Origin of the sequence: Photobacterium sp. DA100 (assembly GCF_029223585.1) — a bacterium.
Lineage (GTDB): Bacteria > Pseudomonadota > Gammaproteobacteria > Enterobacterales > Vibrionaceae > Photobacterium.
Map to the genome: position 1 here is coordinate 750,396 of NZ_CP119423.1, position 23,990 is coordinate 774,385.

General features: G+C 53.2%; 18 protein-coding genes. 3 read left to right on the top strand and 15 right to left on the bottom strand.

Features of this window, described 5'->3' with window-relative positions; translation table 11 throughout:
- Positions 1–41: 41 nt before the first annotated feature.
- Together pta and PTW35_RS03925 are read right to left on the bottom strand one after the other, a co-directional pair.
- Positions 42–2,195, bottom strand: coding sequence for a phosphate acetyltransferase (gene pta / locus PTW35_RS03920; RefSeq protein WP_281026589.1), 2,154 nt, complete (start codon positions 2,193–2,195; stop codon positions 42–44).
- A 151-nt stretch (positions 2,196–2,346) separates the two neighbouring features.
- Positions 2,347–3,543 (bottom strand): acetate kinase, encoded by a 1,197-nt coding sequence (locus tag PTW35_RS03925; protein ID WP_044622669.1) that lies wholly within the window; start codon positions 3,541–3,543, stop codon positions 2,347–2,349.
- Positions 3,544–3,876: 333 nt separating this feature from the next.
- On the opposite strand from PTW35_RS03925, the gene yfbV reads away from it, so the two are divergent.
- Positions 3,877–4,329, top strand: a complete 453-nt coding sequence (gene yfbV, locus PTW35_RS03930; RefSeq protein WP_044622670.1) for a terminus macrodomain insulation protein YfbV — start codon at positions 3,877–3,879, stop codon at positions 4,327–4,329.
- Between the two features lie 70 nt (positions 4,330–4,399).
- On the opposite strand, the gene PTW35_RS03935 is transcribed toward yfbV, so the two are convergent.
- From PTW35_RS03935 to PTW35_RS03980, 10 genes are all read right to left on the bottom strand, one after another.
- Positions 4,400–4,702 carry a DUF6172 family protein gene (locus PTW35_RS03935; protein WP_044622671.1) on the bottom strand — a complete coding sequence of 101 codons (303 nt, stop codon included), beginning with the start codon at positions 4,700–4,702 and terminating at the stop codon, positions 4,400–4,402.
- A 93-nt stretch (positions 4,703–4,795) separates the two neighbouring features.
- Positions 4,796–5,590: an ABC transporter ATP-binding protein gene (locus PTW35_RS03940; protein ID WP_281026590.1), complete on the bottom strand. Its 795-nt coding sequence runs from the start codon at positions 5,588–5,590 to the stop codon at positions 4,796–4,798.
- A 7-nt stretch (positions 5,591–5,597) separates the two neighbouring features.
- Complete coding sequence (locus PTW35_RS03945) at positions 5,598–6,536, bottom strand: ABC transporter permease (protein ID WP_044622673.1); 939 nt, start codon at positions 6,534–6,536, stop codon at positions 5,598–5,600.
- A 134-nt stretch (positions 6,537–6,670) separates the two neighbouring features.
- A complete protein-coding gene (locus tag PTW35_RS03950; RefSeq protein ID WP_281026591.1) occupies positions 6,671–7,639 on the bottom strand; it encodes an ABC transporter substrate-binding protein in 969 nt (322 codons plus the stop codon).
- Between the two features lie 455 nt (positions 7,640–8,094).
- Positions 8,095–9,063, bottom strand: a complete 969-nt coding sequence (locus tag PTW35_RS03955) for a ChaN family lipoprotein (protein WP_281026592.1) — start codon at positions 9,061–9,063, stop codon at positions 8,095–8,097.
- Positions 9,064–9,269: 206 nt separating this feature from the next.
- Entirely contained in the window at positions 9,270–10,088 is an 819-nt protein-coding gene (gene rlmA / locus PTW35_RS03960) for a 23S rRNA (guanine(745)-N(1))-methyltransferase (RefSeq protein ID WP_281026593.1), read from the bottom strand.
- A gap of 130 nt (positions 10,089–10,218) precedes the next feature.
- Positions 10,219–11,490: a sigma-54 dependent transcriptional regulator gene (locus PTW35_RS03965; protein ID WP_281026594.1), complete on the bottom strand. Its 1,272-nt coding sequence runs from the start codon at positions 11,488–11,490 to the stop codon at positions 10,219–10,221.
- The gene (locus PTW35_RS03970) at positions 11,477–13,840 is read right to left on the bottom strand and encodes an ATP-binding protein (RefSeq protein ID WP_281026595.1); all 2,364 of its coding nucleotides are present in this window, start codon (positions 13,838–13,840) and stop codon (positions 11,477–11,479) included. The genes PTW35_RS03965 and PTW35_RS03970 overlap by 14 nt, the downstream gene beginning before the upstream one ends.
- The gene (locus PTW35_RS03975) at positions 13,840–15,105 is read right to left on the bottom strand and encodes an extracellular solute-binding protein (RefSeq protein WP_281026596.1); all 1,266 of its coding nucleotides are present in this window, start codon (positions 15,103–15,105) and stop codon (positions 13,840–13,842) included. Before PTW35_RS03975 ends, PTW35_RS03970 begins: the two co-directional genes overlap by 1 nt.
- Before the next feature lie 257 nt (positions 15,106–15,362).
- On the bottom strand, positions 15,363–15,863 hold the full coding sequence (locus PTW35_RS03980; protein WP_281026597.1) for a YfbU family protein: 501 nt from the start codon (positions 15,861–15,863) through the stop codon (positions 15,363–15,365).
- A 296-nt stretch (positions 15,864–16,159) separates the two neighbouring features.
- On the opposite strand from PTW35_RS03980, the gene PTW35_RS03985 reads away from it, so the two are divergent.
- The gene (locus tag PTW35_RS03985; protein ID WP_281026598.1) at positions 16,160–16,813 is read left to right on the top strand and encodes a hypothetical protein; all 654 of its coding nucleotides are present in this window, start codon (positions 16,160–16,162) and stop codon (positions 16,811–16,813) included.
- A 384-nt stretch (positions 16,814–17,197) separates the two neighbouring features.
- Complete coding sequence (locus tag PTW35_RS03990; RefSeq protein ID WP_281026599.1) at positions 17,198–18,451, top strand: NupC/NupG family nucleoside CNT transporter; 1,254 nt, start codon at positions 17,198–17,200, stop codon at positions 18,449–18,451.
- A 76-nt stretch (positions 18,452–18,527) separates the two neighbouring features.
- Here the strand turns inward: PTW35_RS03990 and PTW35_RS03995 are convergent, their stop codons facing one another.
- The 3 genes from PTW35_RS03995 to flhB form a co-directional block, all read right to left on the bottom strand.
- Positions 18,528–20,282, bottom strand: coding sequence for a formate--tetrahydrofolate ligase (locus PTW35_RS03995; protein ID WP_281026600.1), 1,755 nt, complete (start codon positions 20,280–20,282; stop codon positions 18,528–18,530).
- Between the two features lie 409 nt (positions 20,283–20,691).
- Positions 20,692–22,788, bottom strand: a complete 2,097-nt coding sequence (flhA, locus tag PTW35_RS04000) for a flagellar biosynthesis protein FlhA (protein WP_281026601.1) — start codon at positions 22,786–22,788, stop codon at positions 20,692–20,694.
- A gap of 58 nt (positions 22,789–22,846) precedes the next feature.
- A complete protein-coding gene (gene flhB, locus PTW35_RS04005) occupies positions 22,847–23,989 on the bottom strand; it encodes a flagellar biosynthesis protein FlhB (RefSeq protein WP_281026602.1) in 1,143 nt (380 codons plus the stop codon).
- Position 23,990 lies beyond the last annotated feature (1 nt).

Here is a 23,990-nt window from a genome sequence, read left to right on the forward strand (position 1 = left end):
CGGGGCATTGAAAATATATCCAAGTCGTTCAGTGACTTAATTTATTTGTTTGCGTCGTCAGCTTGTTTCGCCTGGATCGCAGTCAGTGCTACCGTGTATACGATATCGTCTACCAGTGCGCCACGAGACAGGTCGTTAACTGGCTTGCGCATGCCCTGAAGCATTGGACCGATAGAGACTAGGTCTGCAGAACGCTGTACCGCTTTGTACGTCGTGTTACCTGTGTTCAGGTCTGGGAACACGAATACTGTTGCTTTACCCGCTACTGGCGAGTTAGGTGCTTTAGAAGCCGCAACGTTTTCCATGATTGCAGCATCGTACTGTAGAGGACCGTCGATCACTAGGTCAGGACGCTTCTCTTGAGCAATGCGAGTTGCTTCACGTACTTTATCAACGTCTGCACCCTTACCAGATTCACCAGTAGAGTAAGAGATCATTGCGACGCGAGGCTCAATGCCGAATGCTTTTGCAGAATCTGCAGACTGGATAGCGATTTCAGCTAGCTGCTCAGCAGTTGGATCCGGGTTGATTGCACAGTCACCGTATACCAGTACCTGATCAGGTAGCAGCATGAAGAATACAGAAGATACGATTGACGCATCTGGTGCTGTCTTGATGATCTGGAATGGAGGAACGATAGTGTTCGCCGTGGTGTGAACCGCACCTGAAACCAGGCCGTCAACTTCGTCGTTTTCAAGCATCATAGTGCCTAGGAAAACAGAATCCTGAAGTTTTTCACGAGCAACAACGTCAGTCATGCCTTTGTGGCCACGTAGCTCAACAAGACGAGCAACGTAGTTTTCACGAACTTCATCAGAGTTGATGATAGTCACGCCAGCACCTAGTGTCACGCCCTGCTGCTCAGCAACACGTTTGATGTCTTCTGGGTTACCAAGAAGGACACACTCAGCAATGCCGCGCTCGGCACAGATAGCTGCCGCTTTAACGGTACGAGGCTCATCGCCTTCAGGAAGAACGATACGCTTAGCCGCTTTGCGTGCAAGCTCAGTTAGTTCGTAACGGAAAGCAGGTGGGCTTAGGCGACGCTCTTTGGTTGAACCTTCAGTTAGAGACTCAATCCACTGGCCGTCAACATGGCTAGCCATGTATTCGTTAACTAGCTCAACACGCTCTTTATCGTCAGCTGGTACTTCTAGGCTAAAGCTCTGAAGGTTCAGAGAAGTCTGCCAAGTGTTACCTTGTGCAGTCATAACAGGCAGGCCTGTTTCGAAAGCACGCTCACAAAGATCCATTACTGGCTTAGGTAGCTCGTAGCCGCCTGTCAGCAGTAGGGCACCGATTTCAACGCCGTTCATGGCCGCAAGACATGCAGCAACGATTACGTCTGGACGGTCTGCAGAAGTCACGAGCAGAGAGCCTGGGCGGAAGTGCTCAACCATGTGCGGGATAGAACGCGCACAGAACGTGATGCTCTTGATACGGCGAGTAGCAATTTCACCTTGGTTGATGATTTCAGCGTTCAGGTGCTTAGCGATGTCCGTCGAACGTGTCGCGATCAGCTCAGCGCTCCAAGGGGCACAGCCAAGAACTCGGATTGGGCTAGAGTTGAATACCTGCATCACTTCAACGTTTGAAGGTACAGTGGCTTCAGCGTCGTCGAAGATTTCAGATAGGTCAGGGCGAGTACGGCCTTCAGCGTCAACAGGTGCGTTAAGCTTGTTAACGATAACACCGGCGATTTGCTTGTTCTTGATACCGCCGAAGTTAGAACATGCTACTTCGATACGCTCTTTAAGCTGAGCTGGGTTGTCAGTACCAGGTGCAACAACGAATACGATTTCCGCGTCTAGCGTTTTCGCAATTTCGTAGTTGATCTGGTTAGCAAACGGGTGCTTGCGAGTTGGTACAAGGCCTTCGATCAGCGCAACTTCAGCGTCAGCAGTTGCTTCTTTGAAGCGGGCTACGATGTCTTCTAGCAGTACGTCGCTCTTATCGTTACGGATAAGCTCTTCTGCACAAGCCATAGAGAAAGGTTCAGCCACTTTCATATCGCTGTTAGCAGCGATGATGTTCGTTGTTAGATCTGGCTGATCACCACCGTGGCGTGGCTGAGCGATAGGCTTGAAGAAAGAAACGCGAACACCTTTGCGCTCCATTGCACGAAGCACACCAAGGCTTACGCTAGTAAGACCAACACCGGCACCAACCGGAACAAGCATAATAGTACGGGACACTATGGATTCCTCAACTATTGAACACGACAGTGCTGTGCAATAACGATGGGTGAACCGGTATTGGACAGCACCACAAAAAAGCATGACCTAAGGTCATAAGTCATGAAAAAACGGCCGGCCTAGGCCAGCCGTTGAAATCAGTTTCGACCGATTAGATTTCAGCTAGACGAGCTGTATCTTCAGCGATAACTAGTTCTTCGTTAGTTGAAACAACCATTGCAGGAACACGGCTGTTTTCAGTAGTGATCACACCTTCGCCGCCGAAACGTGCTTTAAGGTTTGCTTCACTGTCAACTTCAACACCTAGGATAGCAAGGCGGTTAAGAACCATCTCACGGATTGGTGCAGAGTTTTCACCGATACCACCAGTGAATACGATAGCGTCTAGACGACCTTCTAGTGTTGCAGTGTAACCAGCAACGTACTTAGCTAGACGGTGGCAGAACACGTCCATTGCACGAGTTGCTTCTTCTTTCTCGCCGTAGTTGTCTTCAACGAAACGACAGTCAGACGTTACGCCAGTCAGACCTAGTAGGCCAGACTCTTTAGTGAACATAGTGTTGATTTCATCAACGCTCATGCCTAGCTTGTCATGTAGGTGGAACATAACAGCTGGGTCAAGATCACCACAACGTGTACCCATCACTAGGCCTTCAAGAGGTGTTAGACCCATAGACGTATCTACAGACTGACCGTTCTTGATTGCACAAACAGATGCACCGTTACCTAGGTGGCAGTTGATGATATTCAGTTCGCTCTCAGGTTTGCCTAGACGCTCAGCTGTTTCACGAGTGATGAACAGGTGAGAAGTACCGTGTGCGCCGTAACGACGGATACCGTGCTCTTTGTATAGGTTGTACGGTAGTGCGTATAGGTACGCTTCTTCTGGCATTGTTGTATGGAATGCAGTGTCGAATACAGCAACGTTTTTCAGCGCTGGGAAAGACTTCTGGGCTGCTTTGATACCGATGATGTGAGCTGGGTTGTGAAGCGGTGCGAAAGTCGCAGCGTCTTCGATACCTTTAAGTACTGCATCGTCGATTAGCGCAGACTTAGTGAACTGCTCACCGCCGTGTACAACACGGTGACCGATAGCGGCCAGGTTTTCAGCTAGTTCAGGCTTAGAAGCAAGAATAGTGTCTACCATGAACGCTAGCGCTTCTTCGTGAGCAGCGCCTTCGCCTAGTTGAGCTTCGTGTTTACCGTCAAGTTTCCACTTGATACGTGCTTCTGGAAGGTGCAGACATTCTGCAAGACCTGTCAGGTGCTCTTCACCTGATACCGCGTCAACAACAGCGAACTTAAGAGAAGAACTACCGCAGTTAAGAACTAAAACCAGCTTAGACATGAGTGACTACCTATAATCTGTCTGAAAGTTGATATTCAACTGAAATAAAAATTACCCATAGGATAGACGACTTTTCGACAAGCCGGTCTAGTCAGGGTCAAAATCGTGCTACATCCGTATCAAAATAGAATCGTGTTACCCAGATCCTGGGCCATCCTTGGAAGCGCCTTCAGTTGCCAGAACGATGATTACAGGCAACAATAAATGTAGGCGTGCATAGGATAGCGATTGTGGTGCAATATAACAAAAAGATTTTTAGAAAAAATTAATTTGAATCAAGTTTGTTATTGCTGGTTTTTAAATTTTACTGTTTTTTTTGAAGTTTGGTGATTTATGAGTCAACAACATTCGATTTGGCAAGCTTTCCGTCATGGCCAGGATTACATGGCCACGTGGCCAATGCGCAAAGAGTTGGCCATGCTGTTTCCCGAGCAGCGTTATATCAAAGCCACGCGATTCGCAATGCGGGTGATGCCAGCCGTTGCTGTCATGAGCGTGTTGAGCCAGATGGCCTTCGATAATTATGACGCCTTGCCCCAGGCCATCACTGTCGCCCTGTTCGCCTTGAGCATGCCCTTGCAGGGGCTGTGGTGGCTCGGCAAGCGCAGCCGGACCGATTTGCCACCGTCGCTGGCGAGCTGGTACCGTGAGATCCATGACAAGATTGTCAGTGAAGGGTATGCGCTGCAGCCGCTGAAGAGCCGCCCGCGCTACAAAGAATTGGCCCAGGTGCTAAACCGGGCGTTCAAGCAACTGGACAAAGGCTCGCTTGAGCGTTGGTTCTGAATCGGTCGTTGCTTGCGGGCGGGTTGATTACAAAAAAAGTAGCCTAGGGCTACTTTTTTTTAATCGGCGATCACTCGTCGTCTTCAACCTGGCGCTTGGTGCGAACACCAGGCTTGGCCAAGATTTCCAAGTAGAAAGACGTCAGCGCCAGAGATTCGGCTTCGTCAATGCACTTGTTGATTTCTTTAACGTGGATAACCTTTGCTTCCTGCTCGGTGTGACCATATTTACAGTCGAAATCCCAGTAGTCAGCGCCTGCTGGTAGGGACTTGTTACGTTCACGCTTGAGGTACTTCTTTACCTCGTATTTGACGGCTTCGACAACGCGTGGAACTGCTTTCTTTGGGTGAGTTAAAGCAAATGTTTTTTTCATCGTTTTCCTAAAAATCAAAAAGGCCCAGAACATGCTGGGCACGATGGGCATTTTACTTTAATTTGCTGCCGGTCGCGAATGGCAATTTTGGCACTAGTTCAGCAGCAGGCTATCATCAGCCAGTTCTTCGCCGCGGACCTTGCTGAACATTTCCAATAAGTCTTTGACGCCCATCTGGTTGCGTTCCTCGCCAGCGACATCAAGAACGATTTCCCCCTGATGTAGCATAACCGTACGCTCGCCATAGGCCAGGGCATCTTTCATCGAGTGGGTGACCATCATGACAGTGAGATCAAACTCTTTCACGACTTTGTTGGTCAGTGCCAGGACGAAGGCTGCCATCCGGGGATCCAGCGCGGCGGTGTGCTCATCGAGCAGCAGTAATTTACTGTCAGCGAGTGTTGCCATCACCAAGCTGACCGCTTGGCGTTGGCCGCCGGATAATAGCCCGATGCTATCACCGAGCCGATCCTCGAGCCCGAGGCCAAGGATGCTGATCCGCTCCTGGAATAGCTGGCGGCGTTTCGATGACAGAGCCAGTTTCCAGCTGCGGCTGCTGCCGCGCTGGTAGGCCAGCGCCATGTTTTCCTCGATGGTGAGTGAGCCGCAGGTACCGGCCAGCGGATCTTGGAACACCCTGGCGGCATACTGAGCCCGCTGGTAGACGCTTTTCTGGGTGACATCGATATTGTCTATCAGGACTTGCCCGCCAACCATCGGGGTTTCGCCGCTGACTGCGCCGAGCAAGGTCGATTTCCCCGCGCCGTTTGAGCCAATCACGGTGACAAATTGCTTTTCGGGGACCGTGAGGGAAACGCCTTTCAGCGCCTGATTTTCCAAAATAGTGCCTTCGTTGAAGGTCACACGGATATTGTTCAATTCAATCATCTTTACCTCAACCCCTTGCTTTGGCCTTGTTGGTGACGACGGACGCTTTCTGCTTGCCGCGAGTCAGCTGTCCTTTCATGCGTGGGGCAATCAGGGCGATGGCAACCAGCAGTGCGGTGATCAGGTTGAGATCCGAGGCTTGCAGGCCGAACATGCCGCTGCTCAGGGCAAAGGCGACGGCGAGGCGGTATAGGATAGAGCCGAGAATCACGGCGATAACCGCTATCCAAATTTTGCGACCGGGTAGCAGGGTTTGGCCAAGGATAACAGCGGCAAGGCCTACCACTATGGTACCGACACCCGAGGTCACATCGGCGAAGCTGTTGGTTTGGGCAAACAGGGCACCGGCAAAGCCGACCAAGCCGTTGGATAAGGCAAGGCCGAAATAGGTGTACAGGGCGGTATTGCCGCCCTGAGCACTCACCATCCGGCTGTTGACCCCGGTTGCCCGCAGGCCGAGGCCAAAATCGCTGGCCAGTAGCCGGGTGATGAACCATGCACTGGCGATGACCAAGGCAACTACAACGACCAGGCGGACGATGCCTTCGTCCATCCCGTAATCGAACGCTAACAATTCAAACGGGGTGAACAAGGTATCTTCACCGAGCAGTGAGAGGTTGGGGCTGCCCATGATCCGGATATTGATGGAGAAAGCCGCAATCATGGTCAGGATACTGGCCAGCAGGTGGAGGATCCCGCAGCGTACTGCGAGAAATGCGGTTACCAGGCCACACAGCCCGCCAGCGGCAATGGCCAGTAAGGTTGCCGCCCATGGATTGAAACCGGCTATGATGGCTGTTGCCGCCACCGCCGCCCCCATCGGGAAGCTGCCATCAACCGATAGATCGGGGAAGTCCAGAATCCGGAAGGTCAGGTAGACGCCGAGGGCAACCAGGCCGTAGACCAACCCGATCTCGAGCGTCCCGAGAAAGGCAAAGAAAGACATCCTTATTCTCCTTGTCTTTATGTGTAGTGAAGAACCTAGAACCTAGAACCTAGAACCTAGAACCTAGAACCTAGAACCTAGAACCTAGAACCTATAACCGTTGGCTAGGATCTAGGAACTAGCCTCTGCTTCTCTTATTTCTCTATCGACGTGGCACGCTCAAGCACCGAGCTCGGGAAGGTGATACCCAGCAGGTCGGCGGCTTTCTGGTTGAGGGCTAAATCGGATCCCTTGGCGACTTTTACCGGAAGATCAGACACTTTTTTGCCCTTCAGCAAGGCATCGACATAATCCGCCGTTTGGACACCGACTTGGTAGTAGTCGAAGCCAAGGGCTGCTAAGGCACCGTTGGCAATGTAGGTGGTCGAAGCGCCGACAATGGGGGTGTTCGCTTGGTTTGCGGCATTGACCAGCCCATCGATGGCACTGGCCACGGTGTTATCGGTCGGGGCATAAATCACATCGGCTTTTGACGCTACAATCTGGGCGGCGGATTGGACATCGGCACTTTTCAGGGCCGTCCCCTCGACAACGGTAAGTCCTCGGTCCTCGGCGGCAGCACGGAGCAGCTCCACCAGGGCGACGGCATTGGCTTCACCCGGGTTGAACACGACCCCTATACTTTTCATTTCAGGCAGCAGCTCCTGCATCAAGGCAACGTGCTGGGCGACAGGGGAAAGGTCGGACAAGCCGGTGACATTGCGGGCAGGTTTGTCCATGTCTTTGACCAGCTTGGCACCAACCGGATCAGTCACCGCGGTGAAAACCACAGGGATCGAGCGGGTTGATGCGGCCAGGGCCTGTGCGGTTGGGGTGGCGATCCCGACCAGAACGTCGGGACGCTCGCCAACGAACTGCTTGGCGATCTGAACTGCAATGGCGGGGTTACCCTGTGCAGTCTGGTAGCTGAACTCCAAATTTTCACCTTCAACGTAACCTTTCTGCCTCAAGCCGTCTAGCAAGCCATTGCGGGCGGCGTCCAAGGCCGGGTGCTCGACAATTTGCGATACCGCCACTTTTGCCACATCGGCCAAGGCGGAGGTCGATGTCATGGTTAACGAGGCGGCAATGCAGATAGCCGTAAGTAGTTTATTGTTTTTCATATCCATTTCTCATGCACTCCGTGTTTTGCTTTGCGCTGTTCCAATCAAGGTTTCTAACCGCTTATTGGCATATTGTTTTATCGCATTGGCAATCAAAAGGATATATGAAATTTAACATCACTGTAACATGGTGGTGGCCAATCATGCTGCCATATCGCAACTATGTAGTTGAGCTTTATTGCTTGTGTGGTTGGGGGTGGCAAGTTAGTTTACGTCTTGGATAAAAAACAGACAATTTTGCTTTATTGTTATTTTCATGGCTCATGGTGAAAAGTCTGCTGGGCGATGCTGATAGTGCTATGAAAATCTGTGCTACAGATCAGGTTGCAGCTGGGAGGTGTTCAGGTCTGGATCAGGTCGGTTACGACATACTGCTTCTATGAGATACCAGCTGTATCTCTCCCAATGACCCCACAAGCTTGGCCGCCGGTGGGGTCAGTTCTTTCCCGAAAGGGCTATTTATAGCACTCCAGTCCTTTATTCCTGCTGTAAATCGCGGCCATTGCCGCAGCCATTTTGTCTTGGTCGACATAAGCTGCCGGTAGCGGCATGACCTCAAAAGTATAATCTGGCGATCCTTCTGCCACCCCGGTGTTTTTTGTTACAGGCGTTACCATCATGACATTTAAGTCTGGGTTGCGGGCTGTGATCCTCGACGCCGTGCCTAAACCTTCCGCGACATGGAACCGTCCGGCCACATGGATAATTTGCTTGCCGGGGTGGAGGGCAAGGTAGTCAACCATGCTTTCTGCCATAGTGTCATCCCAGGCTGTCTGGGCGGCAAACTGGCGCTTGGTTTTCTCTTCATCGCCATGGTGCATCGAAGCGTTGAACTTGTCGTGGTAGGCATCGCTCCCCAGAGTGAGCTGCTCGGCGACCCAGCGCCGTTCCATGGCCGGTAATAACGCCAAATAGCCCTCACCTTGCTGGCCGATACAGCGGACAATAGATTTTGGTGCATTGGCGGCAATCACATCCAACTGGTTCATCTTGGCAAATTCAACCAAGGGGCGGTAATCACTGCTGTAGTTCGGCCAGGCTTTGCCTTCCTTGATCAGGGTTTTTTCACCAATTTCATTGTTAAGGTATTGGTTTACCACATGCTGTTTGTCGCGGGTGAACTGCTCCATCGACAGGGCCATATTCGGGTTGTGCTGATAGAGGGCTGCAAAAAGGCGGGCTTGCATCAGGTGGGCTCCGGGGTGCCCGTGCCATTCGCCAACCAGCACGATATCCGCCGCCTGTAACGCCTCGGCGAGTTGGTCAAGAGTCATTGGCTGCCCTTGGGGAGACTGAATAGTCGAGTCATACATGGTCGGCAATAACCGGGCGGCCGTGCCGGCATCACTTATGCCGGCAACGTCAGTATGCGAAGTGCAGCCAAACATCAGGCTAGCGAGACCGAGGGAGAGCCATTTCTTCATGGGAATCAAATCACAGGTTGAGTAAAGCCGGGAAAACACACGGCAAACAAGATACACCAACCCGGCCATCTGTTCGCGGGGGAGTCAGAATATGGCCGAGTCTGGTATGAGTATAGAAGCTGTGATGATAGATGACTTGATAGCGATTATCAATTGCAATTGATAATCGCTATTGTTTGCGGTGGTTATGTCGAACTCAGAGAAGGTTATGGCTGTCGCTGGTAAACCCTGATCGCAAAGTCGGCTTCACAGAAAAACTGTTCGCTTTGTGCCAATTGCTGCCACACGGCGTCACTGGTTTTCCAGGCGAAGGGGGTCATCTGCATCAGTGCCGTTGCTTCCTCACCGTTCAGTGTCATGTCGTAATGGAGCTGGGTTTGATCGACAAGCTCAAAGCCATCAATGCTCTCTGCTGCCATGTCATGGAGGCGTACGCCGTCGTAAATCAGCTCTTTCAGTTGGTACAAATGGCGGGCGGCCGGGGTCACTGTGACAATAACCCCGCCGGTTTTGATGGTTCGCTTAAGTTCTTCCGCCTTGCACGGGGCATAGATGCGCACCATGCCATCAAGAGAGTGGTCGGCAAACGGGAGCCGGTGGCTGGAGGCGACACAGAAATGGCAGGTAGGGTAGCGCTTGGCTGCGTAGCGTACTGCCACCTTGGAAATGTCCAAGCCGTGCACCTCTAGCGCCGGGTGCCCCGCAAGGGAGGCGGCAAAACCGGAGGTGTAATACCCTTCGCCACACCCGATATCCAGCAGCTGTTCGGCATTTTCTGGTAGGTATTGTTCTAGCTTGCTGACCACGACTTGGCGCATCGGATCGTAGTGGCCGGCGTTGAGGAACAGGCGGCGAGCCTGCATCATCTCTTTGTTATCCCCGGGATTCTTCGAGCTCTTGTGGTGTGCAGGCATTAGGTTCACATACCCTTCCTTGGCCTGATCAAACTGGTGGTTGCTGGCGCACTTCCACGTATTATCCTGTTGGGTTAGCGGTTGGTGGCAGAGAGGGCATTGGTACGGCATTGGGATCACCCGGTTAGTTGAGTTTTGGGCATTGTAAACGCCTGCTCAGGTTAGCTGCAAGCCAACAGAGGATAAGAGGGGGAAATGTATAAAGCCAGCTGATGCTGGCTTTATACGGGCTAGCCGGTTGCTAGCTTTTTGCTTTGTATTCGGCTTTGTCGAGATTGTGCTTTTTCATTCTCAGGTATAGTTTCTTGCGCGGGACCTGCAGGTAGTTGGAGACATCGTTTATCCGGCCGGCAAACAGGTACAGTGCGTCCTCGATGACTTGTTTCTCATAGCTGTCGACCAGTTCATCAAGTGGGCTGCTCATATGCTCCAGCGGCTTGGTGCGATCCTGCCCGGCCAGCTTCACGATACCTATCGCATAGAGCTCAGCCACGTTTTTTAGTTCAAGCACATTGCCGCTCCACTCATGGCGGTTAAGGGTGTTGATGTAAGCTTTGTCGATCGCTGGGACGGGCTTGTGCAGCTTCTGGCAGCTTTGTTTCAGGAAGTATTTGAATAATGGCGCAATATCGCTTACCCGTTGGCGCAGTGGCGGGAGCTGGAAGCGAACTTGGCTGAGGAAATAGAATAGCTCCGGCAGTAAGATTTCTTGCTCAACCAAGGCCTCTGGGTTGGTGCCGGTAATGGCCAGCACCCGAACTTCTTTCTTGTTTTGCCGCTCTTGTTCAAGCAGGAAGCGGCACAGCCATTGCTGTGTTTCCAGCGGCATGTCTTGGGGATCGCTAAGGCTGATGCTGCCACCGCGGGCGGAGATCATTGCCCGTTGCAAGTCGGGGGTGCAGGTAATATTGCTACCCAGGGTAGCCACAAATGGCCCCTTATGCATCTGGCTATTTTGGTGCAGCAGCCTGGCGACGGTATGACGGCCTGTGCCTTTCTCCCCTTCGATGAGGACATCTTTTGACGTCAGGGCTATCTGGGTGACCTTCTCACGGATTTTGACGATCAGTGGGCTATCGCCCAGCAGTATCTCACAGGTGGACTGGCCGATGGCCTCGCGCTGCTCAATCACCGCTTTCCTTGCCGGTAGGTGCTTTTCGAGCAGTGCCAGCAGCTCGGCAGGCTGAAGCGGTTTTTGCAGAAAGTCGAGGGCACCGCGCTTAACCGCATCAACCGCCATCGGGATATCGCCATGCCCGGTGATCATGATAACAGGCAGTTCCGGATCGAGGTTCTTGATGAACTCGAGGAGATCCATACCGTTTAGCCCTGGCATGTACATGTCTGTCACCACAACGCCGGGCCAGTTTTTGTGCAGCAAGGATGTCGCTTGTGTTGGGTCGGTAATGGCTTTGACTCTAAAGCCTGATATTTCAAGTAGTTGTTGGTATGAATCCAACACATCATGGTCATCATCAATGATTAGTACTTCGATATCATTATTCATTATCATAATTGTTCAGCTCCAACACGACCATGGCACCGCCTTGCAGGTTTGAGGCAAGGAAAATATCGCCATCAAGGCGGTTCATGATTGAACGGCAGATACTCAGCCCAAGACCGAGCCCTACCTCTTTTGTTGTGGTAAAGGGGGTAAATAGTTTCTCGATGATTTCGGCGGCAAACCCGTTACCGCTGTCGCTGACGGCCAAGCGGCATCGACCGGCCTGGCAGCCAAGGGATTCGAGGGTGATGGTTCGTTGCTCGCAGCCGGCGATCGCGTCGCAGCTATTGACCATCAGATTGACCAAGACCTGCTCAAGCTGGACTGGATCAGCATAGCAATAGCATGGGCCGGTCAGCAGATTGCGGATCTCGGTCTGCTGAACTTTGGCCCGGCTTTCGACAATCATCATTGCTTGCTGGATCGAGGCGTTGATCTCGATGGGCTTCATGGGGTTATCGGATGATTGTTTTTTGGAGAAGCTTTTTAAGCTGGCGATGATCCGCCCCATCCGGGTGGCGAGGCTTTCCACCTTCGCCAGCGACGCCGGGAGTTGCTCCAGGCGCTGTTTGTCCAATGCCAGTTTCGCGGTAAAGATATGGGTCGAGATGGCCGAAAGCGGCTGGTTAAGCTCATGGGCCAGGGAGGTCATGGTCTGGCCAACCACGGCCATCTTTGCCGCTTGGATCAGGTCGTCCTGGGTGGCGCGTAAATCCGCCTCGACACGCTTTCGATCCTCGATTTCCAGTTGCAATTGGCGATTGCGGCTGGTGAGGGTATGGGTTTTTTCTCTGACCATTTTCTCCAACCACCGGGCAGCCTTCTCCTGTTCGGTGATATCTGTCATGGTGATGATGACTTTATCCAGTTGCCCCTGCTGGAAAAGGCGGAAATCTAGCCGCAGGTAAAGGTTCTCTTCGCCGCCTTTTTTCTGTTTCAGAGTTAAGTTGCACCCTCCCAAGCTAAACAGCGGGCTGTTGTTTTTGAAAAGCGACTGCAGACGGGCATGCATGGCTGGGCTGAACAGCTCCCATATGGCTCGGTGCTGCGGCATGTCGATATTGTCAAACAGGTTCAGGGCGCTGGGGTTGACCGACTCAATCATCCCCTCAAGGCTGCAGGTAATGATGCTGGCCTGGGTATTGTTGATCAGGTTGAGGGCGTTGCTCTGCTGCATTTCTTGCATTTGGCGGCAGAAATGGCGCAAGTTGTCCCCGAGTTGGCCGATTTCGTCATTGCCCGTCACTTGGATTTCGGCATCAAGTTGGTTATTGGCTACCGCTAGGAGATCCTGGGAGAGCAGGTTGAGACGTTTGACAATCCCCTGGCCGACCAGATACACCGACAGCATCACCGACAGCAAGAGGGTAACGACCATAGTGCCAAACAAAATCAGGTTGCTGATGGAGATCGCCTGGCGCGTCTTCTCGTTCAAGGCATGCAAAGAGGCGTCCTCTTGCTCAACCATGGTCTGGATCAGCTCTTCCTGGTAGGCCAGCCGGGCCTGAATCTGCCCTTGGTAATGGCTGATTTGCTGTGACAGCTGGTGGTCATGGAGCAACTGTTTTTCAAGCGTCCCCCCGGGTTCGACCAAGGCGATCAGCTCATCGAGTAATTGCCGGTAGGAGATGGTCGACGAGTAATGGCTCAAGCTTTGGCTCATCTGGCTGATTTCATCGGTTTTGTAGCCGATGAAGTAGAAGGCATTGCTGATATTTCTTTGCTGTCGTTGCATGATGATTTCCTGCACCAGCTGATGCAGCTCATTCTCTTTGACCGTGATGGCCTGCAGCAGCGAAAATTCTGTCATGACTTCGTTGATGGTACTCGATGCCAGGGCGTTGGGGAGCATGCGGGTGAGCTGCCATTCGACTTCTTGCCGAATGGGGGTGAGCTCTTCAATCATGTCCTGATGCAGCCATTTAATATTGTTTTCGGTCTGCGCCAAGGCATAGAGGTGGGTGTTACGCTGGTACAACAGGCCGGCATAGGCTTTGATGTCATTGAAGAGGGTATCGTGCTCGTCCTTGATCGCAGCGTGAAATTGCAAACTGGCTGTTTGGGCAATGGCGGCATTGATCTGGGCCAGCTTGGTGTTGATGTTTTGCTTTAGATCCGCATGCAGGACAGGATCGGTATTGTTGCTCAGTAAGTTGAGTGCGGTTTGCAAACCGGCGGTATTGCGTTCTAGCTGGTAGCTGGCCCGCAGCGTCGGCATGTTTTTGTTGACCATGGCCTGGATTTGGTCGTCTAGGCTCTCCCAGTTGACAATGGCGATCAGGCTGACGCTGATGGTCAAAAAGGCCATGAACGCGATCGAGGCGATCAGGCGGTTGCCGATGGTATTGCCGAACAACATTAGTGGTTCCCCTTTGACTCGTGGCTCTCGAGCAATGTTTCGCAGATGCGGATAGCCTGATCGAGCTGTTCAGCCATGATGGCTCGCCAATCTGCGGTTAGCTGGGCGGTGTGCATGTCGCCTCTCGACAACGAAATGCTATTTCGCAGTATGGGGTTGCGCGACTGGGTTTCGGAAACCGGAGGGGTAGAGGCCAAGCGAATTGCCAGGTTGAACTGGCGCTGCTCTTCCGAGCTAAGCCGGTTGAGCCCCTTGACTTTGTGGATCAGCTGCCAGGCCTGGTTGAGGCGGATCAGCTGGTAGTTGATACTCTGCTCGAACAGTTGCTTGACCAAAGCTGAGCGCTGTTCCATTAACCGGTGATCGAGGGAGGCAACCTCGAAGGGCTGGCGCATTGTCTGGTGCAGGGCATATTTGTTGAGTGAGCTGCTCGATAGCGTCTGCTGTATCTCATCGGAAAGCAAAAACTTAATAAATTCGATACTGTGCTGTGCCTGATTGATGTTGTTCACTGCGGCGACATAGCTTGGCATCAGCGGGCTGTTAGGCTGGTAAGTGAAGTTGATAAAGGGGAATAGCTTTTGACTCTCGTAGGCATAGCTATCAATGATAGGCCCGATGCCGACCAAGCCGCGGGCAATGCTGTTCTTGACGCCGTAGCTGCGGGCCGAGACCGAGGAAAGGTTGCCACCGATTTGCAGCAGTAATTGCCACCCGTGCTTCCAGCCGTAATGCTGAAGGATATTTTCGACCATGATATGGGTGGTGCCTGAACGGGCCGGGCTGCTCATGACCAGATGGCGGAAGAAGAGGGGATCGGTCAGGCTCTCCCAGCTGTCGGGCGAAGGCAAATGGTGTTTCGCGAGGTAATCTTCGTTCCACATCAAGCCGTAGCCGGAATAGCCGAAGATGGCGACATTGGCAATAGAGTCCTGCATGAAGCGCTGCTGCTGGAAGGTTGAGTCATAATTCAACGCATTGAGGGGCAGTAAGCGCCCCTCTTCAACCAGCGGGGTAAACAGGGTGCGTGACGAGGAGATCACGATATCGATATCATGATCGTCATGGCTTAGTAGGCGCTGGCTAGAGGCCTCGCGGCGGTGGAGAATGGTGAAGTGTACCTCGGGGTATCGTTGCTTGAATTGTTCCAAGATTGGCTGAAGCGACTCAACGGTAAAGGTGGTCAGGATGATCAATTGATCGGTTGGTTTGGCCCAACTTGAGAGCGAAAGAAACAAAATGACGGCATAGAGTAATTTCATCATCGGTGATCAGCTAACCAGAGTGCCTCTTTGTATACAGGGAAAATGGCGTTAAGAATAGTGGAATCAGCAACGAGATTTTTTATTTATTAAAGGTTTATCGCTTTTACCATGCCCAGCCGAGCTTACGGGTCAAAGTTGACACATGGGGCGGGGATTTATTGGCCGGGGTCACACTTTGCAGATGGCGAAAACAGTGCCAAGGTTCATATACAACAAACCGGAGCAGAGGCTCCGGTTTGGGGGACCAAATCGTCAGATTAGGCGTTGAGGATCTGCTGGATTTCAGAGGTCGACAGGTGGTACTGACGCGGGCAGTTGCGCCAGGTGCGCAGCATACGCTGGTACTTTTCAAGCATCGGGACCTGGCTATTGAACATGTGTTCTGTTTTGTCAAACTGCGGGTATAGGCCTTCTTCCTCGGTCAGGAAGCGCACGTAATGGACATGCTGGGCCTCTGTTGCGGCATCAAAGCCAAGGAATTGCAAGCGGCGCTGGTCAACCTGTTTCTGGTTTTCTTCTGTCAGCATCTTGTATGACTCCTGCATGGCATGGTGCATTTCCATGAAGTCAATGATTTCACGGCACTTCTCTTCAGGCAGGTCACCGAATTCTTTGTCCAGTTCGCGCATTTGCAGGCCGTAGCCACGCTCTACGATAGTTTGCAGGCGGCGGTATTTGGCTTCGTTTTCCGGAGTCAGCTTTGACATCAAGTAATATTGATTCGATAGGATCAAGCGTTGCGCGTTAGTCATTTCCATAATGATAGGCCTTAATATTTATTGAGCTGGCATTGAGGTTAACAGGATAGAACGAAAAAAAATTGATCTGGTTACGTCTTGCTAACTTTTTTTTGTTAAAAATTACTAATCGTATAAAGTCTATCCAAATCAGCCTTGGTTAGGCGAAATAATCAGACAATCTCCTTAATTATTACATGGATTTAGGGCTCTGCCGGGGGGAGATAATTGGACTGAAGCACGTTGTTGACGTGAATTGACGCTCGGTGGCAGTAAGCACATAACGACAGCCGATATGGTAAAGGGGAGGGCGAGGGATGTCTGGCGTGATAAGTGGGTTCCAGTTAGCGGGGTTTGCTGCCGCGGCGGTGATCCTCGTGATGAGCTTTCCGCGGGAGTTTGGGCCCAAATTCCGTGCTGAAAAAGACTATCAGCACTGGGTACTTGCCAGTATGGTGGTGTTGTTCCTGCTCTGGAGCCTGACGGCGGGGGTGTCCGACGGACTGCAGGTGCATTTCTTGGCGTTGACGACTTTGTCCTTATGCCATGGCTGGAGAATTGCCGCTCTGATCGGTGTTCTGCCAACCCTGCTGCTTGCGCTCTTTGGTTTGCTGCCTTTTGCCGATATAGGGATTTATCTCGTGGTATCGGTGATTGTGCCGGCTTGGCTGAGTTTTTTGCTATTTCGGCTGACCTACCGGTATCTGATCCGGCACCTATTTGTGTATATCTTCGTTGCGGCCTTTCTTAACGGGGCATTAACCATTGCGATACATCAGCTGCTCAACGGCGGAGTCATGTGGCTCAGCGGTTTATATAGTTGGCACTACATTGTCGATAACTATTTGGTGCTGACACCGTTGTTGCTGTTCCCCGAAGCCATGCTCAACGGCATGGCCATCACCCTGCTGGTGGTGTACCAACCACGGTGGGTGAGGACCTTCCACGACAACGATTATTTGAGTCAATGAGTTCGGGCTGGTGGTTTTGCCTGGTGAATGGAGGTGGTGGCCATTTCCCCATTTTGCCTCTTTCGCTAGCGCTTGGCGCCGGGTGGCTTGAACTCGGTGCCAAAACGGCTTACCCTGCGCGCGTTTTTCCGCACGGCTTGTCCGTGCCCACTCGCATATTGCGCGAGAATCCCCGTTTTATTCATTCATACGAACAAAATGCCGCCAGGAGGCAAGGATTCAAAGCAGAGGGAAATCGAGTGCATTTGGTGCCTGAGATTTTGTCCCGGGCAGAGGTGTACCTAGGTAGCGCCCCAAGCACTTTGGATCGGATTGTTTTGTACAACTGACTCTGGACAACACGGCCAGGGTGCGGCACTGCCTGATTGTTTCTATGAGTTTATTATGCAAGTCTTTTCTAGTCTGATCGGTATTCTACTACTGGTTGTCTTGGCTTATTTCCTTTCTGAACAACGTGATCGTATCAATTGGCGTACTGTTTTAGGTGCTCTGTCAATCCAGATGGGCTTTGCCGCCATCGTCCTTTACAGCTCGCTGGGGCGGGAAGCCCTGTCTGATTTTTCTAACGGTGTGCAGACCGTGATCAACTACAGCAACCACGGAATCGGCTTCTTGTTCGGCGGCCTGGTGTCCGACAAGATGTTCGAGCTGTTTGGCGGTAATGGTTTTGTCCTTGCCCTTCGGGTACTGCCGGTGGTGGTGTTTTTCTCAGCCTTGGTATCGGTGCTCTACTATCTTGGTATCATGCAGTTGATCGTAAATACCCTGGGACGGGGGCTGGCACGCGTGCTTGGCACCAGTCGTCCTGAGTCTATTTCAGCCACCGCCAATATATTCCTTGGTATCTCCGAAGCTCCTTTGACGATTCGTCCTTATTTGCCAACTATGACCCGCTCGCAGTTGTTCGCCGTGATGGTCGGTGGCATGGCCTCGGTCGCAGGTTCGGTGCTGGTAGGCTATGCCCAGATGGGTATTCCCCTCGAGTATCTGTTGGCGGCTTCATTTATGGCCGCCCCTGCTGGTTTGATGATGGCCAAGCTGATGATCCCGGAAACCGAGGATGCGGCAGGCTGTGTCGAGGAGCAACAACAGGAACAACAAAAGCCAGCTAATGTGATTGATGCGGCAGCTCAGGGGGCAGCCCAAGGGATGCAGGTCGCTTTGAACATCGGTGCCATGTTGCTGGCTTTTGTCGGTCTGATTGCCCTGATAAACGGCATGCTGTCGGGCGTCGGCGGCTGGTTTGGTATGCCTGAGATGAGCCTGGATGTGGTGTTCGGCTACCTGTTCCTGCCGTTTGCCTTCATGGCCGGGATCTGGGATTTTGACTCCGCGCAGCAGATGGCGGTGATTTTTGGTACCAAGACCACGATCAATGAATTCGTCGCCTTCTCGCAATTGGCACCCATGATTGCCAGTGGCGTACTGGAGCCTCGTGTTGAAGCCATTATTGCCTTTGCTCTGTGCGGCTTTGCCAACTTTGGTTCGATTGCGGTTATGCTCGGCAGCATTGGGGTAATGGCGCCAAGCCGCTATCACGAGATTGCAACCTTGGGGGTACGCTCGCTGGTGGCAGCGACGCTGGCCAACCTACTCAATGCCACCGTTGCCGGGTTGTTTATTAGCCTGGCAATGTAATTGCCAGAGATACGGCTTGTCGTCGGAACACAAAAACGCCAGCAAAAGCTGGCGTTTTTTTATCTAGCTATCGTGATTAGCTCAAGCCAACAATGTTACCGTCGGCATCGATGTCCAGGCCTAGGTAGGCTGGTTTTTCCGGCAAGCCAGGCATGGTCATGACGTTGCCGCACAGGGCGTAGACAAAGCCGGCACCGGCACACAGCTTGAGCTCTCGAACCGGCACGATGAAGTCGCTCGGCGCGCCTTTCAGGCTTGGGTCATGGCTGATAGACAGCGGTGTTTTCGCCATGCACAGTGCCAGATTGTCATAGCCTTGGGCTTTGAGCTGAGCAAGTTGCTCTTTGGCAAGCGCAGACAGCTCTACCCCGCGACAGCCATAGCCGACTTCGGCGACGGCCATCAACTTCTCTTCCAGTGTCTGCGACAGGTCGTAAAGCGGCTTGAAGCTGGCTGGCGTTTCGCATGCACGGGTTACGGCCCTGGCCAGTTCAACGGCACCATCACCGCCTTTGCCGAAGGCTTCGCTGATTGCCACATCGACGTGGGTGGCAAATTGCTCTGCTTCAATCATGCCTTTTAGCTGGGCCAGCTCCGCGTCAGTGTCTTGCGGGAAGCGGTTGATAGCCACGACCACAGGCACGCCGTATTTGGCGGCATTGTTGATGTGCCATTTTAGGTTGGCAAAGCCGGCCACCAATGCTTTTTCGTCTGCTTCGAAGATCGCCTGCGGTAGGGCTTGGCCAGGGCGCAGGTCATATAGGCCGGAGTTGGCTTTCAGGCCGCGCAGGGTGGCAACCACCACGGCACAATCAGGACCACGGCCCGCTTGCTGCGCCTTGATGTTACAGGCTTTTTCAAATCCCATGTCCGAGCCGAAGCCGCCTTCGGTGATGGTGTAGTCCGCCAGCTTAAGGGCGATGCGGTCGGCAATGATCGACGAGTTGCCGTGGGCGATGTTGGCAAAAGGCCCGGCGTGGATCAGTGTCGGTACCCCTTCCAGCGTTTGCATCATGGTCGGCTCAATGGCTTCGACCATGGTGACGGCCATGGCACCGGCAACCTGCAGATCCTCTGCCGTTACGGGTTGACCATCTAGGTCATAAGCCAACACCACGCGGCCGATACGCTGGCGCATGTCCGCCAGATCTTTTGACAGGGCAAGGATGGCCATCAGCTCAGACGCTGCCGAGATATCAAAGCCATCTTCACGCTCGATACCGTTGATGGTTTTGCCCGGCTGGTTTTTGCCGACAGTGATCATGCGCAGGGCACGGTCGTTGTGGTCCATCACACGGCGCCATACGATGCGGTCCATATCAATGCGCAGGGCTGGCATACCGGTTTTTTCGCTAAAGCCTTCGTAGCCGTGGCGCTCTTCGTGGTACACGCGGGCATCGATGGCTGCTGCCGCCAGGTTATGGGCTGCTGTCACGGCATGGATATCGCCAGTCAGGTGCAGGTTCAGCTTTTCCATTGGCGCTACTTGGCTGTAACCGCCGCCGGCCGCGCCACCCTTGACGCCAAATACCGGTCCCATGGATGGCTGGCGGATACATGCCATTACCGACTGGTTGATTTTCGCCAGTCCCTGGGCAAGGCCGATGGTGGTGACCGTCTTGCCTTCACCCAGCGGGGTCGGGGTGATGGCGGTGACCACAACTAGCTTGCCTTCTTCTTTGTCGGCCAGGCGCTTGAGAACGGCCGGTTTAACCTTGGCTTTCAGCGTGCCTTGCGGGGTCAGGTCTTCAGGCAGCAGGCCAGCCCGCTCGGCGACTTGATCAATCGGTGTCAGCGTTGTTTCACGGCAAATTTCAATATCACTTTTCATGGGCGGCCATAACCTCGCATTGGTAACTTGTATATATCGCGCAATTGGACTTTATGAGTTGCGCAATCGTTTGCGCTGGATTTATACCATAATTTTATCACGGGTAAAGCTATAAATGCGGATAGTTATGTCAAGAGATTGGTTAATTTTTATCGAGATGTTGCGATGGTAACTTGCTGTTTTGTAGAAGCTATTGAAGAGAAAGGGAAAATAAGGTGTTACTTTTTTGTATCTGCAGTCTCATTTTGCCGTGTTGGCGGCGGTTATATTGTGTTGCGGTATTTTGCAGGGGCTGACTTGGCGTGCCTCGGGACTGGATACCGGAGTGTATCCAGTCCCGAGCGTGAAAGTGGGCAGAGGCTTAACCGGTCATGGCTGTCAGCCCTGCCTCTTCTCATCCCGCTCTGTATTATCCCAAATGCCCAAGCACATTGATGTTCTTGTCTTCTGGGATCTCATTGTAAGAGAGGACCACCAGGCCTTTGGCAAACGTACGGGCATAGCGCGCCAGCAGGGGCCGTAGCTGTGGTGTCACCAATAGAATGGGCTTGAAGCCGTTTTGCTTGAGCTGCTCTTTGACCGCCGGCATATTCTGCTGCAGTTGGGCCAGCAGGGTAGGCTCGACCGGGAAGCTATCGAGCGCCGTCGGGCCACCGCTTTGCTGGGCTTTGCTCAGAGAAGTCAGCAGCATTTTCTCAAGGTTATCGCTCAAGGTATAGATGTTGAAATCCTTGCCCGAGCCGACCAGGCTGTTGGTCAGCGAGCGCTTGAGGCCACAGCGGACATCGGCGGCGATCAGGATGGGATCTTTGGTTATTTCACTGCTTTCAACCATGATTGAAGCGATATTGCCGATGTCCTTGATCGGTACCTGATCGACCAGCAGCTGGCGGAACACCCGCATTTGCTGCTGGTGATTGAGCTGGTTGGTGAGCGCTTCCATTAGTTTCGGGGCTGTGCTCCCTAGGCGCTCCATCAAGTGCTCGACATCATCGTGGCAGAAAAGCTCGGCCAGGTGCTCCTTGACGATTTTGCTCAGGTGGGTGGCGATCACGGTTGCGCCGTCAACCACGGAATAGCCTTGGTTGAGCGCCTGGGGCTTGTTGGCCGGTTCAATCCAGACTGCATCGAGGTTATAGGCCGGATCTTTACCGAGGACGCCATCAAGCTGGCCATAGACCTCGCCGACGGCAAGGGCCATCAGGCGTTCCGGATCGATCTCGCCTTGTGAAATGACTTCGCCATGGAGCAGCAAGGAGTATTGGGTCGGCTTGAGCTTGAGGTTATCGCGAATGGCAATTTCCGGGATCAAAAAGCCCACTTGTTCGGTGATGGTTTTGCGAACCCCGCGGATGCGCTGTGCCAGTGGTTCCCCCTGGTTCTTGTCCACGAGGTTCACCAGTCGGTAGCCAAGCTCAAGAGCGATCGGGTTGACGACCGGCACATCGCTCCAGGCTAGGCTTGGGGCGTTGTCTTGGGCGATGGCCTCGGCGACAGCCTCGGCTTGTTCGAGTGGTTCGGGATTGCTCTCAACTCGCCTCTGCTTCCAGCCGGCATAGGCCAGGACAGCGGCAAAGATGAAAAACGCCAAGTGTGGCATGCCCGGTACCAAGCCGATGATCAGCATGATGGCCGAGGCGGTAAACAGGGTGGCCGGGGAGGCCAGCATCTGGCGGTGGACATCCACCGAGATATCACCGCTGTCGTTGACCCGGGTAACGATAATGGCAGCCGCTGTTGCCAGGAGTAATGACGGGATCTGTGCGACCAGGCCGTCACCGATGGTGAGCAGGGCAAAGCGCTGGAAGGCTTCGCTGGCAGCCAAGTCGTGCTGCACCATACCGATAGTGATACCACCCAGGATATTGATGACCAGGATCATCAGGCCGGCGATGGCATCCCCGCGGACGAACTTGGAGGCACCGTCCATCGAGCCGTAGAAGTCGGCTTCGCGGGCAACTTCTTCACGGCGGGTACGTGCTTGGTTCTGATCAATGAGCCCGGCGTTTAGATCGGCATCAATCGCCATCTGCTTGCCCGGTAGGGCATCCAGGGTAAAGCGGGCCGAGACTTCGGAGATCCGCTCGCCACCTTTGGTGATCACCACGAAGTTAATGATCATCAGGATGACGAAAACGACAATACCGACGAAATAGTTACCGCCAACAACGACATCACCAAAGGCCTGGATCACCTTACCTGCGGCATCCCCGCCAAGGTGGCCATTGAGCAACACCACTCGGGTCGAGGCGACATTGAGGGTCAGGCGCATCAAGGTGGCAACCAGCAGGATGGTCGGGAAGACCGAAAAATCCAGCGGGCGCTTGCTCGACACCGCAACCAGCAACACGATGACTGCCAGTACGATATTGAAGATGAACAGGCCATCGAGCAGCCACGGCGGCAAGGGGAGGATGACCATGGCAAGGATCGCCAACAGCATAATGGGGATCCCAAAATAGCTGGTGGTCAGGCTCGGAAACAGTTGTTGCAGTTTCGCTTTCATAGGACTTCTAGCTCAAAGTTGACGTTGCTTGTTATTTTGTTGGTTGAGATTTTTCAGGTTATTGCGGCTTTTGGGTCAACAGCTGCTTGGGGATAGCAAAGCTCGGCAACGGCTGAGGCTTGTCATTTTTCCCTTCTTTATAAGCTTTTAGCTGCATGACATAAGTCAGTACATGCGCCACTGCGACGAACAGCGGCCCTGGGATTTCCTGATCAACCCGGGTATTGAAATAGATGGCCCGGGTAAGCGGCGGCAGGTTCATCACCTCGATGTTGTGCTGCTCGGCAATCGCCTTGATGCGAAAGGCCATCTCGTCCTCGCCCTTGGCGACGACAAATGGGGCGCCGGCCCGGCTGAGGTCATACTTGAGGGCGACAGCATAGTGGGTCGGGTTGGTCAGAATGACATCGGCGGTCGGGACCGAGTTATCAATCCGGCGGCGCGACATCTGCTGCTGGATCTGACGGATGCGCTGCTTGACCTCCGGGCGGCCCTCGCTGTTCTTGTGCTCCTCTTTCACTTCCTGCTTGGTCATCTTGAGCTCCTTGATATGGCTCCAAAGCTGGTAGGGCATATCAATCAAGCCGATCAGCAGCACCACAATACCAAAATAAATCAGAGCCTTGATGATGTGACTGAGGGTGATCCCCATACCTTGCTCGAACGGCGCCCGCTGGGCGGCGATCAGGGTGCCGAGGTTGTTGTCGAGCAGGACATAGAGCACGATGGAGATCAGGGTGATCTTGAGAATCGACTTGACCAGTTCAACCAGCGACTTGATGGAAAAAAGCCGCTTGAGGCCAGCCAGTGGACTGATCTTGCTGAGCTTGGGCTGGATTGGCTTGAGTGACATGACCCAGCCGCCCGGGACCATGGAAGCCAGCACCGTCATGATCAGCAGCACCATCGCCATCGGAACAAAAATGCCGGCCAGCAGCAGCACGCTCTCGCCGAGCTTGCGGGCCATGATGTCGGGCTCTCTGAGCTCGGCGGCACTGAGCTGGTAGTTGATAGTAAATAACTTCTCGGCTTGCTCTGCGAGGAAGTAGCCATAGGCCCAGAGAAAGAGGGCGATGGTAATAAACAGCACCCCGACCACGAACTCCTTGGAGCGGGCAACCTGCCCCTCCCGCTTGGCTTTGCGCAGTTTCTGGGGGCTGGGTTTCTCGCTCTTGTCCTGGCTACTTTGTTGCTGGGACATA